We start from the raw sequence: 17,252 nt of genomic DNA, 5'->3' as shown, positions 1-17,252 counted from the left end.
GCGCCGGCTTGGGCGGGGGTGGCGGCGGTGCGGGCTTGGGCGGCGGGGTCGGCTTGGGCGGTGGCGTGGGGGTCGGCGTCGGCTTGGGGGTGGGCTTGGGTGTGGGTGTCGGTGTCGGTGTCGGCTTCGGAGGGCAGGGCGGGGGAGGCGGCGGCGGGCAGTGGTGCCCGCTGTGATGGCCTCCTCCGTGGCCTCCGCCGTGGCTGCCGCCGTGGCCGCTGCCGTGGTTTCCGCCGTGGCCGCCGCCGTGATGTCCGCCACCTCGGCCGGCTCCGCCCCCGCGGCTGCCGGCAGCCGCGGACACCCGGACGGCGGTCGTACCATCGTCCGCGTCGATCGTCGCGTAGGCGCAGCTGTCAGCCACCGCTGGTGCGGCCGACAGCGCCGCCCACAGCAGGACCGGGACCGCCAGCAGGCGCCGGGCACAGGCTCTGTTCACCCGGGGAGCATGGGCCCGCGCGGGCCCACTCACCCTCGGGTCGGCTCCGGTTCGCCTGAACGGGCGGAGTTGCGACCCTATGGGTTTGAGCCAGTCGCAGCAGGGTTCCGATCACCCCCGGGCAATAGTCAAAAGGCATTTGTCGGTTTCGGTCATTGGTCACATCTGGTGCCGCACGTGCCTTTGGTGTGTGACCAAGAACGGATCGCCAATTTCCGCTTTTGCTCGCCCTGTTGGGCAATGATCAGTAGATTCGGCTCGGACAGGAGTCCGACCCGTGCGGACCACGGAACCACTACGGCTTGGAGACCCCGATGGAGCGCCCCTCCTGGGCCCCGCCAGGCATCGACATATCGGTGCCGAGCGTGTCCCGCATCTACGATTACTACCTGGGCGGCTCCCACAATTTCGAGGTCGACCGCCAGGCCGCCCGCCGGGCCATGGAATTCATCCCGGGCCTCCCGAAGATCATGCAGGCCAACCGGGCATTCATGCGCCGTGCCGTGCGGCACGCCGCCGACCAGGGCATCACCCAGTTCCTCGACATCGGCTCCGGCATCCCGACCTTCGGCAACGTCCACGAGATAGCCCAGGCCGCCAGCCCCGAGGCGCGCGTGGTCTACGTCGACCACGACCCGGTGGCCGTCGCGCACAGCCGGGCCGTGCTGGACGGCGACGACCGCACCGCCGTCGTCGCCGCCGACCTGCGCAAGCCGCAGGAGATCCTGGCCGCCCCCGAGGTCGAGCGGCTGCTGGACCTCGACCGCCCGGTCGCCCTGCTGCTGGTCGCGGTCCTGCACTTCATGGAGGACGCGGACGAGCCGTACGCCGCCGTCGCCGCCCTGCGCGACGCGCTCGCCCCCGGCAGCCTGCTGATCCTCACCCACGCCTCGTTCGAGGGGATCCCGCTCTCGGAGGAGGTCGCGGGTGGGGCCGTCGGCGTCTACCGGGACATCCGCAACCCGCTCGTGATGCGCAGCGGCGAGGAGATCAGCCGCTTCTTCGACGGGTTCGAGCTGGTCGACCCGGGTGTTGTCGCGATGCCGAACTGGCACGCGGGCGGCGCCGAGGCCCCGGAGGACGGCGAGGCTCCTGAGGACCCGTACGCCTTCTCGGGCTTCGCGGGTGTGGGGCGCAAGGCGTGAGACTTCCGGCCGCGGTGCCTCCTGGCACACCGACCCCTGACCCTGCGTCGGCCCCGGAAGATACGGCCCTCACGGCCGCCCAGGCCGAGTCGGCCTGCCCGCAGGCCACACCCCAGTCGCGGTCGCGGTCGCAGGGCGGGGCGGGCGACGAGGAGGGGCCTGCCACCACGCGGATCACGCCGGCGTCGCCCGCCGCGCTCCGCAGCGGCCTGGAGGACCGGATCGCACGGTTCGCCACCATCTGGGGGCGGGCCATCTTCCCCGTCACGGCGACCTCGCTGACCCGGCCCGAGTTCGAGCGCCACCTCGTACCGCTCACCCGCACGCTCGCCGAGGCCCTGCACGCCCGCCCCTCCGACGCGGCCGTGGCCCAGCGGGTGGGCGCGGAACTCGTCGCCGTGCACTGCACCGACCCGGAGGCCCTGTCCCGCACGCTCGGCGTGGTCGAGTCGTACCTGGTGCTGTACTGCGGGCCGGACGGCGCCGGCACGGAGGGCACCGAGGAGTACCGGGCCCGCTGCGCCCGCCTCCAGCACGGGATCGCGGCGGGGTTCGCCCGGGCCCTGCGCGAGCGCACCCTCAAGGAGCAGGAGGCGATCGCCCGCTCCGCGCTGACCGCCCGCGCCGACGCCCAGCAGGCCCTGCACGCGAGCGAGGAGCGCTTCCGGGCGGTCTTCGAGGGCGCGGCCATCGGGATCGGCATCGCCGACCTCGAGGGCAACGTCCTGGAGGTCAACGACACCCTGCTCCAGATGTTCGGCGGTCTGGAAGGGCACGTCCGCAGCCGCAACGTCAGCGAGTGGGGCCACCCCGACGACACCCCGCACGTCTGGAAGATGTACGCGGAACTCGTGCGCGGCGAGCGCGAGCACTACCGCGTGGAGAAGCCGTACTACCGCCACGACGGCACCGTGCTCTGGACCAACCTGACGGTGTCGCTGCTGCGCGACGCCGAGGGCCGTCCGCAGTACCAGCTGGCCCTGATGGAGGACACCACCGAACGCCGGCTGCTGAACCTCCGGCTCCGCTACGAGGCCACGCACGACGCGCTCACCGGGCTGCCCAACCGGACGCTGTTCTTCGAACGGCTGGAGAAGGCCCTGAACGGGGCGGGCGGCAGCCGCTTCGGCCTCTGCTATCTGGACCTCGACGGCTTCAAGGCCGTCAACGACAGCCTCGGCCACTCGGCGGGCGACCGGCTGCTCGTGGAGGTCGCGGACCGGCTGCAGAGCTGCGCGACCGGACCCGGCGAGGTCGTCGCCCGGCTCGGCGGCGACGAGTTCGTGGCACTGACCACCGGCCCCGAAACCGAGGAGACGGCGACCGAACTCGCGGTCCGCATCCTCACCGCGCTGTCCACCCCCATCCGGCTGGACGGCCGGGAGCTGACGGTCCGGGGCAGCATCGGCATCGTCGAGGGACCGGCGGGCGAACGCACCCCGGCGGAGGTGCTGCGCAGCGCCGACATCACCATGTACCGGGCGAAGGCGGCCGGCGGCAACCGCTTCGAGTTCGCCGACGCGGAGGCCGACGCCCGGGCCATCACCCGCCACGGCCTGACCAACGCCCTGCCCGCGGCCCTGGAACGCGGCGAGTTCTTCATCGAGTACCAGCCCCTGGTGCACATGCACGACGGCAGCGTGCACGGCGCCGAGGCGCTGGTCAGGTGGTCGCACCCGCAGTACGGGGTGCTCGGCCCGGACCGCTTCATCCCGCTCGCCGAACGGACCGGGCTGATCGTGCCGCTCGGCCGCTGGGTCCTGGAGGAGTCCGTCCGCCAGGCCCGCAACTGGCAGAACCAGCTCGGTGGTTCGGCCCTGCGGATCAACGTCAACCTCTCGCCGACCCAGCTGCACCACCCCGGCCTGGTCGCCGACACCGTGGCCGTGCTGGAGAACTCCGGCCTGGCCCCCGGCGCGCTGTGCCTGGAGGTCACCGAGTCGGCCCTGATCGGCGCCGACGACGAATTCCTGGAACCGCTGCGCCGGCTCGCAGCCCTCGGCGTGGACATCGCGCTCGACGACTTCGGCACGGGCTACTCGAACCTGGCCAACCTGCGCCGCCTCCCGGTCAGCGTCCTGAAGCTGGACCGCTCCTTCACCCAGGGGATGCAGCAGCAGCCGGCGGACCCCGTCGACGTCAAGATCGTGGAGGGCATAGTCGCCCTGGCGCACAGCCTCGAACTCGCCGTCACTGTGGAGGGTGTGGAGACCGGCGCCCAGGCGGCCCAGCTCCGCGACCTCGGCTGTGACACCGCGCAGGGCTGGTACTACGCCCGGCCCGGCGCCCCGGACCGCATCCACACCCTCTCCCTCTCGGACGCCGTGTCCACTCTCTGACCGACGGGATCGGGCCCGGTGCTGCCGGTCAGCCCAGGCCCGCCTCCGTCCCGACGCCGGGCGTGCGCACGGCCGCGATGACGCGCTCGTACCGCCGAGCCGTATCGGCCAGGACCTCGGCGGCCACGGGCAGCCGCTCCGCCTCGTACCCGTCGAGCACGTCCTCACCGCCCTGCCCGGTGAGGACGGCCGCCAGCGTCCGGCCGAGGGCGACGGCGTCCTGAATGCCGGTGTTCATCCCGAGCCCGCCGGCTATCGGATGGACATGCGCCGCGTCGCCTGCGAGGAAGGCCCGGCCCTCGCGCATCCGGGCGGCCATCCGGACGTTGACCCGCCAGGCCGAGAGCCAGGTGGCCTGCGACAGCCGGATCCCGGGCAGCCGGGCGTGCCGGTCGAAGAGCCGCTGGAAACTCTCCAGCGAGGGCGGCAGCGGCTCGCCCCGCTCGTCCAGCTCCGGCGATGACTGAAGCTGGAAGATGTCCGTACCGGGTATCGGGCAGAGCAGCATCCCGCCGCCGTCCGAGCTGAACCACTGGTGCCATACGTCCCGCCCGAGCCCCGGCGCCGTGACATCCCCGAGCATCATCGCCTGCCCGTCCTCGGTGTGCCCCTCGAAGGGAATCCCGAGGACCGTGCGCGTCGTGCTGTGCCCGCCGTCGCATCCGGCGAGATATGCGGCCCGGATCGCGGTGCCGTCCGCCAGTTTCGCCTCAACCCCGGTCGGATCCTGGGCGATTTCGGTGAGCCGTGCCCCGTACTCCACCCGCACGCCGAACTCGGCGAGCCGGTCGCGCAGTACCTCCTCGACCTGCCACTGCCCTATGAGCAGGCCGCCGTCGACCTCGGTGTCTTTGACGTGCGATCCGTCGAAGTACTTGCGCAAGACGACCCCCGTCCTGCCGATGGCCCTCAGGGTTTCGGCCACGCCGAGTTCCTCGAAGGCCTCCAGGCTGCTCGGCTGGAGGCCCTTGCCGCGTGACTCACCGTGGGGTGTGGGCCGCTGGTCCACGATCCGCACGCCGATACCGCGGCTGGCCAGGTCGCAGGCGAGGGTGAGGCCGGTGGGGCCGGAGCCCGCGATCAGTACGTCGGTCATCGGATGTCCTCTCGTCGTGTCGATGACTCAAGGAAAGCGGCTCCCGATCAAAAAAGCAACCCGGTTAAGAAATTAACTCGGTCATTGTTCTGTGCTACGCTGTGCGCATGGAGAACACGACGGGTCTGCGCGAGAACAAGAAGCTCCGTACGCGTCGCCAGCTGGCGGCCACGGCGCTGGAACTCTTCCTGGAACGGGGCTTCGACGCCGTGTCGGTGGCGGATGTCGCCGCCGCGGCGGAGGTCTCCAAGCCCACGCTGTTCCGGTACTTCCCCAGCAAGGAGGACCTCGTCCTCGACCGGTTCGCCGACCATCAGGACGAGGCCGCGCGCATCGTGCGCGACCGGGACGCCGGGCAGAGCCCGGTCGGGGCGGTGCACGCCCACTTCCTCGCGGCCCTCGCCGAACGGGATCCGATCACCGGCCTCTGCGACCACCCCAACGTCGTCGCCTTCCAGCGCCTGCTCTACTCCACCACCAGCCTGGAGACCCGGCTGGGCCACTACACCGACCGCGAGGTGGAGCTGCTCGCCGCCGTGCTCGAGGCGGAATGGGTCCCGGCGCTCACCGCCAGGCTGGCGGCGCTGCACCTGGTGGCGGTCCGCCATGAGCTGGGCCGGGAGAACTGGCGCCGCATCGAGTCCGGCCTGAGCGCCGAGGAAGCGCACCCGGCTGCTGTCACCGACGCCGACCGGGCCTTCACGATGCTGGCCTCCGGGCTCGACGACGCCCTGCCGATACGCAAGGCCTGACGGCCGCCCGGCGTCCCCGCGCGCAGCGCGTCACAGGGCGGCGTCGGCGAGGGCGCCGATCAGCCCAACAGCAAACGCCGGAGCTCCCGTGCCGCGCGGGGCGGAGCGACGTCCGTGCGGTGGGCCAGTGCGATGGTGCGGCGCAGCGGGGAGCCCGCGAGCGGGGTGCTGCGGAGGCCCGGGCCGGCATGGTCGACGACCATGGCCGGAACCACCGCGATGCCCAGGCCCGCGCGGACGAAGCCCAGGACCGCGTCCATCTCGCCGCCCTCCACCGTGAACACCGGCTCGAAACCCTCCGCCCGGCACGCGGCCACCGTCAGGTCCCGCAGGTCGTAGCCGTGGCGGAACATCACCATCGGCTCTTCGCGCAGGGCCGACACGGTGAGCGGGCCGCCTCCCGCCGGGGGCGGGAGCGCCGCCGAGGAGACCACCACCAGGTCCTCCGTAAGCAGCTCCACCGTGGTCAGCGCGGGCGCCGAGGGGGGCAGCGGCAGGGCGATCAGCGCGAGGTCCAGGGCCCCGCGCGCCAGCTCCCGTACCAGGTCCAGCGAGCCGCTCTCCTCGATCAGCAGCTCGATCCCCGGGTGCGCGGTGTGGAAGGCGCGCAGTACATCCGGCAGCATGCCCGTGCACACGCTCGGCGTGGCCCCCAGCCGGACCCGCCCGCGCCGCAGCTGAGCCAGTTCCTGCACCTCCAGCCGCGCGGTGTCCGCGTCCGCCAGGATCCGCCGGGCCAGCGGCAACAGCGCCTCGCCGGCGTCGGTGAGCGCGATGTTCCCCCGCGCCCGGCTGAACAGCTCGGCCCCCAGCTCCCGTTCGAGCGCCTTGATCTGCTGCGAGAGCGAGGGCTGGGCGACATGCACCCGCTCAGCGGCGCGCGTGAAGTGCCGGGTCTCGGCGACGGCCACGAAGTACAGGAGCTGCTGGAACTGCATCGGCCCAGGATAAACCCTTGCATAGGCAAGGGCTATCGAGATGAGCGTTATCATGTCTTGGACCTCTCGGGGCGTTGGTCCCTACCGTCTCTGGCATGGCTCTGGCAACGCGGACGGATCGACGGCCGTCCATCACGCGCACGCTCTGGGACTCCACCGTCGGCAAGAAGTCCGTGATGGCGGTGTCCGGGTTGATCATGCTCGGATACCTGGTCGTCCACATGATGGGCAACCTCAAGATCTTCTTCGGGGCGGAGGAGTTCAACGCCTACGGGCACTGGCTGCGCCACATGGGCGAGCCCTTCCTGCACAGCCACTGGGGCCTGTGGGCGACACGCGTCGTCCTGCTCGCTTCCGTGCTTGCGCACGCGGTGTCCGCGTACCAGCTCAGCCGCCGGGACATCAAGGCGCGCCCCGTCAAGTACGCCCACAAGCGCCGCCGCGCGAGCTACGCGACGCGCACCATGCGCTGGGGCGGCGTCATCCTCGCCCTGTTCATCGTCTGGCACCTGCTCGACCTCACCACGCTCACCGTCAACGAGCGCGCGTGGGCCGGCCACCCGTACCAGAACGTCCTCGCCACCTTCTCCACCTGGTACGGCAACACCATCTACATCGTCGCGATGGCCGCCCTCGGACTCCACGTCCGGCACGGTTTCTGGAGCGCCGCCCAGACCCTCGGCGCGGGCAACGCCCGGCGCGACCGGACCCTGAAGTTCCTGGCCAATGCCCTGGCCCTCGTCCTCTTCGCGGGCTTCGTGTCCGTCCCCGTCGCCGTCATGACCGGAGTGGTGAGCTGACCATGAGCACGAGCGAAACCATGAGTATGAGCGAGTACGCCAGCTACACCACCGGCGAACCCATCGCCGACACCAAGGCCCCCGAGGGCCCGATCGCGGAGCGCTGGGACCGCCGCCGTTTCGAGGCCAAGCTGGTCAACCCGGCCAACCGCCGCAAGCACACCGTCATCGTCGTCGGCACCGGCCTGGCCGGCGGCGCGGCCGGCGCCACCCTCGCCGAACAGGGCTACCACGTCGTCCAGTTCTGCTTCTCCGACTCCCCGCGCCGCGCCCACTCCATCGCCGCCCAGGGCGGCATCAACGCCGCCAAGAACTACCGCAACGACGGCGACTCCGTACACCGCCTCTTCTACGACACCGTCAAGGGCGGCGACTTCCGCGCCCGCGAGTCCAACGTCCACCGCCTCGCCCAGATCTCCGTGGAGATCATCGACCAGTGCGTGGCCCAGGGCGTCCCCTTCGCCCGCGAGTACGGCGGCCTCCTCGACACCCGCTCCTTCGGTGGCGTCCAGGTCTCCCGTACCTTCTACGCCCGCGGCCAGACCGGCCAGCAGCTCCTCCTCGGCGCCTACCAGGCCCTGTCCCGGCAGATCGCCGCCGGCAACGTCGAGATGCACGCCCGCACCGAGATGCTCGACCTGATCACCGTCGACGGAGTGGCCCGCGGCATCGTCGCCCGCGACCTGATCACCGGCAGGATCGACACGTACTACGCCGACGCGGTCGTGCTGGCGAGCGGCGGCTACGGCAACGTCTTCTACCTCTCCACCAACGCCATGAACTCCAACGCGACCGCCGTCTGGCGGGCGCACCGGCGCGGCGCGTACTTCGCCAACCCGTGCTTCACCCAGATCCACCCCACCTGCATCCCGCGCACCGGCGACCACCAGTCCAAGCTCACCCTGATGAGCGAGTCCCTGCGCAACGACGGCCGGATCTGGGTCCCCAAGGCGCAGGGCGACACCCGGCCCGCCGCCGAGATCCCCGAGGCGGAGCGCGACTACTACCTGGAGCGGATCTACCCCTCGTTCGGCAACCTCGTGCCCCGCGACATCGCCTCACGCGCCGCCAAGAACGTCTGCGACGAGGGCCGCGGCGTCGGCCCCGGCGGCCAGGGCGTGTACCTCGACTTCGCCGACGCCATCCGCCGGATGGGCAAGGACAAGGTCGCCGAGAAGTACGGCAACCTCTTCGAGATGTACGAGCGGATCACCGCGGAGAACCCGTACGAGGTCCCCATGCGGATCTACCCCGCCGTGCACTACACGATGGGCGGCCTCTGGGTCGACTACGACCTCCAGACCTCCGTCCCCGGCCTGTTCGCGATCGGCGAGGCCAACTTCTCCGACCACGGCGCCAACCGCCTCGGCGCCTCCGCGCTGATGCAGGGCCTCGGCGACGGCTACTTCGTACTCCCCTCCACCATCAACGACTACCTGGCCCGCCACCCGCACCAGGACACCATCGACGACACCCACCCCGAGGCCGCGGCCGCCATCCGCGAGACGCGCGACTGCCTGGAGAAGCTGCTCGCCGTCGACGGGGACCGTACCCCCGACTCCTTCCACCGCGAGATCGGTGAACTCATGTGGGAGTACTGCGGAATGGCCCGCACCGACGCCGGACTGCGCAAGGCGCTCGCCCGCATCCCGGAGATCCGTGAGGAGTTCTGGCGGCGCATCAAGGTCCCCGGCAGCGGCGGGGAGTTCAACCAGTCGCTGGAGAAGGCCAACCGCATCGTCGACTACCTGGAGCTCGCCGAGCTGATGTGCCTCGACGCCCTCCACCGCGCCGAGTCCTGCGGCGGCCACTTCCGCGAGGAGTCCCAGACCCCCGAGGGCGAAGCCGCCCGCCGTGACGAGGAATTCGGCTACGCGGCCGCCTGGGAGTACCAGGGCACCGGCGCGGCCCCCGTCCTGCACAAGGAAGACCTCGTCTTCGAGTACGTCCACCCCACCCAGCGGAGCTACGCATGAAGCTCACCCTGCGCGTCTGGCGCCAGCGGAACACCGACGCCCCCGGCGCCATGGCCTCGTACGAGGTCGACGGCATCTCCAAGGACATGTCGTTCCTGGAGATGCTCGACACCCTCAACGAGGACCTCATCCTGCGCGGTGAGGACCCGGTCGCCTTCGACCACGACTGCCGCGAGGGCATCTGCGGTGCGTGCAGCCTCGTCATCAACGGCGACGCCCACGGTCCCGAGCGCACCACCACCTGCCAGCTGCACATGAGGTCCTTCTCCGACGGCGACACCATCGACGTCGAACCCTGGCGGGCCTCGGCCTTCCCGGTGGTCAAGGACCTGGTCGTCGACCGGAGCGCCTTCGACCGGATCATCCAGGCCGGCGGCTACATCACCGCCCCCACCGGAGCCGCCCCCGAGGCGCACGCCACCGCCGTGCCCAAGGCCGACGCCGACCACGCCTTCGAGCACGCCGAGTGCATCGGCTGCGGGGCGTGTGTGGCGGCCTGCCCCAACGGCTCGGCGATGCTCTTCACCTCCGCCAAGATCAACCACCTCAACGTGCTCCCGCAGGGCTCGCCCGAACGCGAGAGCCGGGTGCTGGACATGGTGGCCCAGATGGACGGCGAGGGCTTCGGCGGCTGCACCCTGACCGGCGAATGCGCGACGGCCTGCCCCAAGGGCATTCCGCTGCCGTCGATCGCCGCCATGAACAAGGAGTGGCTGCGGGCGGTCCGCAAGGGCTGACCCGTTCCGCAAGGGCTGACCCTTTCCGCAAGGGCTGACCCCGTCCGCCTTCCCAGCGCCACCGCAGGACCCCGTACGAGCACCCCGGCGCCCGCGATCACCGGCCGGGCGGGCCCCCGCCCCTCCCCGCCCGTGGGCCGATCGGCTGACCCGATCCGCCGACCGGGCGCTCGTACGGGACCCACGCCGCGCCGTGCCCGGCGGTGTCCGGGCCATGGGAGACAGTGGGCCCCATGCCACAAGCCACCACCGGGACCCGACCGACGCGCCGCACCGTACTGGCGGCGGCCGCGCTCGCCCCGCTGGCGGTGGCCGGCTGCACCGCCGAGGAAGGCCCCCGCACCCCGGCCGGAGGTCCGCGGCCCGCGCCCAAGGACACCCTGGTCATGGTGATCCGGCACGCCGAGAAGCCCTCCGCGGGGGGCACCGGCGAGGACGCCGACGGCAACGAGGACCCCGGATTCCTGGCCGGCCGCGGCTGGCGCAGGGCCGAGGAGCTGCCCCGCCTGTTCACCCCCGCCCGTAGCGCTTCGCTGCCCCGCCCCACGACGGTCTTCGCGGCCGGTGGCAAGGCGGCAGCCGCCCCCGCCCGGTGCAAGCAGACCGTGGCGGCACTGGCCACCGCCCTGCGTACCCCGCTGCGCACCGAGTTCCCGGTCGGCGCCGAAGCCGCCCTGGCCCATGCCGCCCTGGCCGCGCCCGCGCCCGTACTCGTCTGCTGGGAGCACACCGGCGTCCCCCGCCTCGTCCGCGCCATCGGCGCCCACCAGGTCCTCGGCGTCCCCGCGACCTGGCCCGACCGCTACGACCTCATCTGGGTCTTCACCCGACGCCGGGGACAGTGGAGTTTCCGGGAACTGTCCCAGCACCTCCTGCCCGGCGACGCCTGAGGCGCGGCCCCACCGGGCCGCACTCAGCGGGACAAGGCGCGGGCCAGGTAGCGCGCCGTGTAGCCCCGGTCCGCCGCGGCCACCTCCGCCGGAGTGCCGGCGGCGACCACCCGGCCGCCGTCCGCGCCGCCGCCCGGGCCCAGGTCGATGACCCAGTCCGCGCCCGCCACCACATCCATGTCGTGCTCCACGACCACCACCGAGTGCCCGGCGTCCACCAGCCCGTGCAACTGCCGCAGCAGTACCCGCACATCGGCCGGGTGCAGTCCCGTCGTCGGCTCGTCCAGCAGGTAGAGGGTGTGGTCGCGGCGCAGCCGCTGCAACTCCGTCGCCAGTTTGATGCGCTGCGCCTCGCCGCCCGAAAGCTGGGTGGCCGGCTGCCCCAGCCGCAGATAGCCCAGCCCGATGTCCTCCAGCGCCCGCAGGCTGCGCGCCGCCGCCGGGACCTCCGCGAAGAAGCCGGACGCGGCCTCCACCGTCAGCGACAGCACCTCCGCGATGGTCAGCCCCTCGTACCGCACCTCCAGAGTCTCGGCGTTGTACCGCGCGCCGCCGCACTCCGGGCACGGGGCATACGTACTGGGCAGGAACAGCAGCTCCACCGAGACGAAACCCTCGCCCTGGCAGGTTTCGCACCGCCCGCCCGGCACGTTGAAGGAGAACCGGCCCGCCTTCCAGCCGCGCGCCCGCGCCTGCGCGGACGCCGTGAAGAGCCGGCGCACCACATCGAACAGCCCTGTGTACGTGGCCAGGTTGGACCGCGGAGTCCGGCCGATCGGCTTCTGGTCGACCTCCACCAGCCGACGCACCGCGAAGCCCGGTTCCGCGAGCCGCCCGGCCACCTCCCCGGCCAGCGCCTGGCCGACCAGTGTGGACTTGCCGGACCCCGACACCCCGGTCACGGCGGTGAACACTCCGAGCGGGAACTCGGCGCTCACATCACGGAGGTTGTGCCGGTCGATGCCGCTGAGCCGAACGGATCCGCTCGCCTTCCGCACCGCGCGGGCCTCGGCCGGCGCCGGCGCCCCGAACAGATGCCGCGCCGTCGCCGACTCCGCCACGCCCGCCAGCGCTTCGGGCGGCCCGCTGTGCAGCACCTGCCCGCCGTGCTCCCCGGCCAGCGGCCCGACGTCCACCAGCCAGTCCGCGTGCCGCACCACGTCCAGGTGGTGCTCCACGACGAACACCGTGTTCCCGGCCGCCTTCAGCCGGTCCAGTACGCCGAGCAGCGCCTCGGTGTCGGCCGGGTGCAGCCCCGCCGACGGCTCGTCCAGTACGTACACCACCCCGAACAGCCCGGACCGCAGCTGCGTGGCCAGCCGCAGCCGCTGAAGCTCACCCGCCGAGAGGGTCGGGGCGGTCCGGTCCAGGCTCAGGTAGCCCAGGCCGAGCTCCGTGACGGGCGCGATCCGCGAGCGCAGGTCCTCGGCGAGCACCCGGGCCGCCTCCCCGTCCGGCGGCGCGGTGGCCAGTACGCCGTCCAGCTCGGTCAGCGCCAGAGCCGCCAGCTCCGCGATGGTGCGGCCCGCGAAGGTCACGGCCAGCGCCTCGGGGCGCAGCCGCCGCCCCTCGCACACCGGGCAAGGGGAATCCGCGAGGAACCGCTCCGCGCGGGCCCGCAGGGTGGCGCTCTTGCTGTCGGAGAAGGTCCGCATCACATAGCGGTGCGCGCTCATATACGTGCCCTGGTACGGACGCTGGATCCGCTCGGCGTCCCGCACCGGGTGCACGGTGACCACCGGCTGCTCCTCGGTGAACAGGATCCACTCGCGGTCCTCGGCGGCCAACTCCCGCCAGGGCGCATCCACGTCGTAGCCCAGCACCTCCAGGATGTCCCGCAGGTTCTTTCCCTGCCAGGCGCCGGGCCAGGCGGCGATGGCGCCTTGACGGATCGACAGCCCCGGGTCGGGGACGAGGAGTTCCTCGCTGGTGCGGTGGATCCGGCCGAGCCCGTGACAGGAAGGGCAGGCGCCCGCCGCCGTGTTGGGCGAGAAGGCGTCGGAATCCAGGCGCGGGGCTCCGGCGGGATACGTGCCGGCCCGGGAGTACAGCATGCGCAGCGAGTTCGACAGCAGGGTCACCGTCCCGACCGAGGACCGCGAGCCGGGCGAGGACCGCCGCTGCTCCAGCGAGACGGCGGGCGGCAGCCCGGTGATGGAGTCCACCTTCGGGGCGCCGATCTGGTGGATCAGGCGGCGGGCGTACGGGGCCACGGACTCGAAGTACCGGCGCTGGGCCTCGGCGTAGAGGGTGCCGAAGGCGAGCGAGCTCTTGCCGGAGCCGGAGACGCCGGTGAACACCGTCAGCGCGTCGCGGGGGATGTCCACGTCAACGCCGCGCAGGTTGTGCTCCCGGGCGCCACGGACGCGGACGTACGGATCGCGGGAGCCGGATGCGGAGGTGGGCTGGTGCATTCGCCCCAGTTTAGGGGGCGACCCCAACGGGAGGACCGGCGACCCCGACGGGAGGACCGGCGACCCCGACGGGAGGATCGGCGCCCCGGATCGCACGGCCCGCAGTGCGGGGTCAGAGCCCCGCGAGCCGGGCCAGGCGGCCGAAGGAGTCCAGCAGGGCCGCCCGGTCGTACGTGGACGTGGTGACCAGCAGCTCGTCCGCGCCGGTGGCCTGCGCGACCCGCCCCAGCTCGGCCGCGACCTGCTCCTCCGTGCCGTGGATGTGCCCGGCGAGGGCGCCCTCGTACAGCTCCCGCTCCTTGGGCGTCATCTCCAGCGCCTCGACCTCCTCGGCCGGGCGGAGCGGGGGGAAGCTGCCCCGGGTGCGGGAGTGGGCGAGGGACCAGGCCTCCGGTACCAGGATCCGCCGGGCCTCCTCCGCGGTGGCCGCCACCGCCACCGTCCCGGAGGCCACGACGTACGGCTCCGCACCCCAGGCGGACGGCCGGAATTCCGCGCGGTACTTCTGGATGATCTCGGTGATCCTGCCGCGGGCCCGCAGATCGCCCACCACCAGCGGCAGCCCGGCACGGGCCGCGATACCGGCACCCTCACCGGTGGCCAGCACGTACGGCGGAATGCGCAGCCCCTCCGCGGGGCGGGCGTGCACCTCGGGGTGCGCTTCCTGGCTGCCGTCGAGCCAGCCCAGCAGCTCGGCCAGCTGCTCCTCGAACCGGTCGGCGTCGCCGGTGTCCCGGCCCAGCGCCCGCCGGATGCCGCCGGTGAAGCCGACCGAGCGGCCCAGCCCCATGTCGATCCGGCCGGGGAACAGCGACTCCAGGACCCCGAACTGCTCGGCGACCACCAGGGGCTGGTGGTTGGGCAGCATCACCCCGCCGGTGCCGACCCGGATCCGCCGGGTCGCACCGGCGACGGCGGCGGCCAGCACGGCCGGCGCGGAGCCCGCGACCCCGGGGACGCTGTGGTGCTCGGACACCCAGAAGCGGTGGTAGCCGAGCCGGTCGGCCTCGCGGGCCAGCTCCACGGTGTCGCGCAGCGCCTGCGGCGCCGGGTGCCCTTCGCGGGTGCGGGACCGGTCGAGTATCGAGAGTTTCCGGATCACACAGTGCTCAACGTCCCGGGGCCGTGAGGATTCCCCGCGTGCCCGGGGTGCGACGGGGACCGGCCACGGACCCGGCGCCGCGAAATCCCTGCGGGGCCGGGCGGGACACGCCCTACGCTGGCCGCATGAGTGAGACCGACGACCGCCCGCCCCTGGCCGTGTTCGACATCGACAACACCTTGGCCGACACGGACCACCGCCAGCACTTCCTGGAGAGCCGGCCCCGCGACTGGGACGGCTTCTTCGGCGCGGCCCCGGCCGATCCGCCGCTCGCGCGCGGGGTGGCGCTCGCGGTGGAGAGCACGGCCGACTGCGAGGTGGTGTATCTGACCGGCCGGCCGGAGCGGTGCCGGGCGGACACGACGGACTGGCTCACCCGGCACGGGCTCCCGGAGGGGCGGTTGTGGATGCGCGGCAACCAGGACCGCCGCCCGGCGCGTACGACCAAGCTGGAGGTGCTCAAGCGGATCTCCCGGGGGCGGGACGTGCGGATGCTCGTGGACGACGACGAGCTCGTGTGCCAGGCCGCCCGCGCCCTGGGCTTCCGCGTCGTCCTGGCCAACTGGGCGGCGGACGCGCCGGAGCTCAAGTCCGCCCAGGAGGGCGAGGGCCGCACCTGACGGCACGGCCGCCGCGCGTCGGCTCGGGCCTGGCCTGGCCTGGCCTGGCCTGGCCTGGCCTGGCCAGGGCAGGGCAGGCAGGCAGGCCGTGCCAGGTCAGTCCTCACCGTCGAGCCGGAAGCCGACCTTCAGCCCCACCTGGTAGTGCGCGATCTCGCCGTTCTCGAGGTGCCCGCGCACCTGAGTGACCTCGAACCAGTCCAGGTTGCGCAGCGTCGAGCCGGCCCGCGCGATCCCGTTGCGGATGGCTTGATCGATGCCCTCGTGGGAGGTGCCGACGATCTCGGTCACCCGGTACGTGTGGTTGGACATGGGGGTCTCCCGACAGTGGTCGCTGTTGCCTTGTTCCAAGGTGCCCCAGTAAGTCCGTGTCCGCGAACTTTGCGTGAACAATCCCGAGCGAAAGGCCCTTGCCCTCACCCATTGGTCTATGCCAATTTCAAGCCATCTGAGACCGGACCTCCAGAAGGTGACCTTCGTGAAGATGCGCTTCCTTGCCGTGTGCACCGCCCTCGCGGCCGCGACCGCCCTCACTGGGTGCAGCCAGTTGGCCGGATCGGCCGCAGGGTCCGAAAAGGTGACGCTCTGGCTGATGAAGGGCAGCGCCTCGGAGGAGTTCATCACCAACTTCACGTCGGACTTCGAGAAGGAACACTTCGGCGTCGACCTCGAAGTCAAGATCCAGGAGTGGACGGGCATCGGCGACAAGGTCAATGCCGTGCTCGACGGCACCAGCCGGGAGAGCGCCGACGTCATCGAGGTCGGCAACACCCAGGTGGCCCAGTACGTCGAGACCGGCGGCCTGTCCGAACTCACCCTTGAGGGCCTGCGCGAGTGGGGCAGCAAGGACTGGCTCAAGGGCCTCTCCGACCCGGGAAGCGTCAACGGCGCCCAGTACGGCATCCCGTGGTACGCCGCCAACCGTGTGGTGATCTACAACAAGGACCTCTTCGCGAACGCCGGGATCAAGAACCCGCCCAAGAACCGCCAGGAGTGGATCCAGACCACCCAGAAGCTCCACAAGGGCGACCACCAGGGCATCTACCTGGCCGGCCAGAACTGGTACGTCCTCGCCGGGTTCATCTGGGACGAGGGCGGCGAACTCGCCGTCGAGACCAGCGGCCAGTGGGTCGGCACCCTCGACGACGAGAAGGCCCTGGCCGCCATGGCGTTCTACAAGCAGCTCCAGGCCCTCGGCGACGGCCCCAAGGACGCCGACGAGGAGACGCCCCCGCAGTCCGACGTCTTCGCCCGCGGCCAGGTCGCCCAGATCATCGCTCCGCCCGGCCAGGCCGCCGCGATCGAGGCGGCCAACCCCGCGCTCAAGGGCAAGCTCGGCTTCTTCCCGATCCCCGGCAAGACCTCCGACACGGCCGGGGCCGTGTTCACCGGCGGCTCCGACCTGATCATCCCCGAGAAGACGAGGCAGCGGCGCGAGGCGGTCGACGTGATCACGGCACTCGTCAGCGAGGAATGGCAGACCGAGCTCGCCCGCACGATGAGCTACGTGCCGAACAAGACCACCCTCGCGCACCTGGTCGAGGGCAACGAGGGCGCCGCCAACATGGCCCCCGGCGCCGCCCAGGGCCGGGCCACCCCGAAGTCCGCCCGCTGGGCCGAGGTCGAGGCCAAGAACCCGATCAAGCCGTACATGACGGCCGTGCTGACCGGCCAGGACCCCAAGCAGGCGGCCAGGACGGCCTCGGACACGATCAGCAAGGTTCTCAGCTCCGACCGTTGAGCACTGGGCACTGAGCTCCGACCGTTGGGCACTGGGCACTGGGCACTGGGCGCTGGGCGCTGGGCGCTGAGCGCTGAGCGCTGAGCACTGAGCGCTGAGTTCAGCGTCCGCACATCCAAGTGCCGCTGAGCGGTCATGTCGAATCCAGCCCGTCACGGAAGAAGTAAAGAGCCAGGCCGCACACCTGCCGGCCTGGCTCTCCGTGCCCGGATCAGGAGCCGCCATGACAATCGCCCCCCTGTCCCCGTCCACCACCCTGCCCC

General features: G+C 72.0%; 14 protein-coding genes. 9 read left to right on the top strand and 5 right to left on the bottom strand.

What is annotated here, in order from left to right; translation table 11 throughout:
- Window positions 1-753: 753 nt before the first annotated feature.
- Window positions 754-1,584, top strand: a complete 831-nt coding sequence (locus tag J7I97_RS34900; RefSeq protein WP_214943629.1) for an SAM-dependent methyltransferase — start codon at window positions 754-756, stop codon at window positions 1,582-1,584.
- A gap of 173 nt (window positions 1,585-1,757) precedes the next feature.
- Window positions 1,758-3,923 carry a bifunctional diguanylate cyclase/phosphodiesterase gene (locus J7I97_RS34895; RefSeq protein ID WP_214943640.1) on the top strand — a complete coding sequence of 722 codons (2,166 nt, stop codon included), beginning with the start codon at window positions 1,758-1,760 and terminating at the stop codon, window positions 3,921-3,923.
- A 28-nt stretch (window positions 3,924-3,951) separates the two neighbouring features.
- On the opposite strand, the gene J7I97_RS34890 is transcribed toward J7I97_RS34895, so the two are convergent.
- A complete protein-coding gene (locus J7I97_RS34890; protein ID WP_214943626.1) occupies window positions 3,952-5,019 on the bottom strand; it encodes an FAD-dependent monooxygenase in 1,068 nt (355 codons plus the stop codon).
- A 107-nt stretch (window positions 5,020-5,126) separates the two neighbouring features.
- Here J7I97_RS34890 and J7I97_RS34885 point away from each other — a divergent pair, with 107 nt between their 5' ends.
- A complete protein-coding gene (locus J7I97_RS34885; protein ID WP_214943622.1) occupies window positions 5,127-5,771 on the top strand; it encodes a TetR/AcrR family transcriptional regulator in 645 nt (214 codons plus the stop codon).
- A 59-nt stretch (window positions 5,772-5,830) separates the two neighbouring features.
- On the opposite strand, the gene J7I97_RS34880 is transcribed toward J7I97_RS34885, so the two are convergent.
- Window positions 5,831-6,709 (bottom strand): LysR family transcriptional regulator, encoded by an 879-nt coding sequence (locus J7I97_RS34880; protein ID WP_214943619.1) that lies wholly within the window; start codon window positions 6,707-6,709, stop codon window positions 5,831-5,833.
- Window positions 6,710-6,804: 95 nt separating this feature from the next.
- On the opposite strand from J7I97_RS34880, the gene J7I97_RS34875 reads away from it, so the two are divergent.
- The 4 genes from J7I97_RS34875 to J7I97_RS34860 all read left to right on the top strand — a co-directional run bounded on the left by J7I97_RS34875 (window position 6,805) and on the right by J7I97_RS34860 (window position 11,112).
- Window positions 6,805-7,509: a succinate dehydrogenase cytochrome b subunit gene (locus J7I97_RS34875; protein WP_214943616.1), complete on the top strand. Its 705-nt coding sequence runs from the start codon at window positions 6,805-6,807 to the stop codon at window positions 7,507-7,509.
- 26 nt (window positions 7,510-7,535) lie between these two features.
- A complete protein-coding gene (locus J7I97_RS34870; protein ID WP_214943637.1) occupies window positions 7,536-9,485 on the top strand; it encodes a fumarate reductase/succinate dehydrogenase flavoprotein subunit in 1,950 nt (649 codons plus the stop codon).
- Window positions 9,482-10,222, top strand: coding sequence for a succinate dehydrogenase/fumarate reductase iron-sulfur subunit (locus J7I97_RS34865; protein ID WP_214943613.1), 741 nt, complete (start codon window positions 9,482-9,484; stop codon window positions 10,220-10,222). The genes J7I97_RS34870 and J7I97_RS34865 overlap by 4 nt, the downstream gene beginning before the upstream one ends.
- A gap of 233 nt (window positions 10,223-10,455) precedes the next feature.
- A complete protein-coding gene (locus tag J7I97_RS34860; RefSeq protein WP_251059458.1) occupies window positions 10,456-11,112 on the top strand; it encodes a hypothetical protein in 657 nt (218 codons plus the stop codon).
- A gap of 23 nt (window positions 11,113-11,135) precedes the next feature.
- Here J7I97_RS34860 and J7I97_RS34855 read toward each other — a convergent pair whose 3' ends face one another.
- Window positions 11,136-13,526 carry an excinuclease ABC subunit UvrA gene (locus J7I97_RS34855; protein ID WP_214943610.1) on the bottom strand — a complete coding sequence of 797 codons (2,391 nt, stop codon included), beginning with the start codon at window positions 13,524-13,526 and terminating at the stop codon, window positions 11,136-11,138.
- 112 nt (window positions 13,527-13,638) lie between these two features.
- Window positions 13,639-14,628, bottom strand: a complete 990-nt coding sequence (locus tag J7I97_RS34850; protein WP_214943607.1) for an MsnO8 family LLM class oxidoreductase — start codon at window positions 14,626-14,628, stop codon at window positions 13,639-13,641.
- Between the two features lie 125 nt (window positions 14,629-14,753).
- Here J7I97_RS34850 and J7I97_RS34845 point away from each other — a divergent pair, with 125 nt between their 5' ends.
- Window positions 14,754-15,248 (top strand): HAD family acid phosphatase, encoded by a 495-nt coding sequence (locus J7I97_RS34845; protein ID WP_214943604.1) that lies wholly within the window; start codon window positions 14,754-14,756, stop codon window positions 15,246-15,248.
- 96 nt (window positions 15,249-15,344) lie between these two features.
- Here the strand turns inward: J7I97_RS34845 and J7I97_RS34840 are convergent, their stop codons facing one another.
- A complete protein-coding gene (locus J7I97_RS34840; protein WP_214943601.1) occupies window positions 15,345-15,560 on the bottom strand; it encodes a dodecin in 216 nt (71 codons plus the stop codon).
- 166 nt (window positions 15,561-15,726) lie between these two features.
- Here J7I97_RS34840 and J7I97_RS34835 point away from each other — a divergent pair, with 166 nt between their 5' ends.
- Entirely contained in the window at window positions 15,727-16,989 is a 1,263-nt protein-coding gene (locus J7I97_RS34835; protein ID WP_374195537.1) for an extracellular solute-binding protein, read from the top strand.
- The last annotated feature ends 263 nt before the right edge of the window (window positions 16,990-17,252 follow it).

This window comes from Streptomyces sp. ISL-87 (genome assembly GCF_018614095.1).
Taxonomy (GTDB): Bacteria; Actinomycetota; Actinomycetes; order Streptomycetales; family Streptomycetaceae; genus Streptomyces.
Note: the sequence above shows the minus strand (reverse complement) of the source record. Positions and strands in the feature narration are given on the sequence as shown.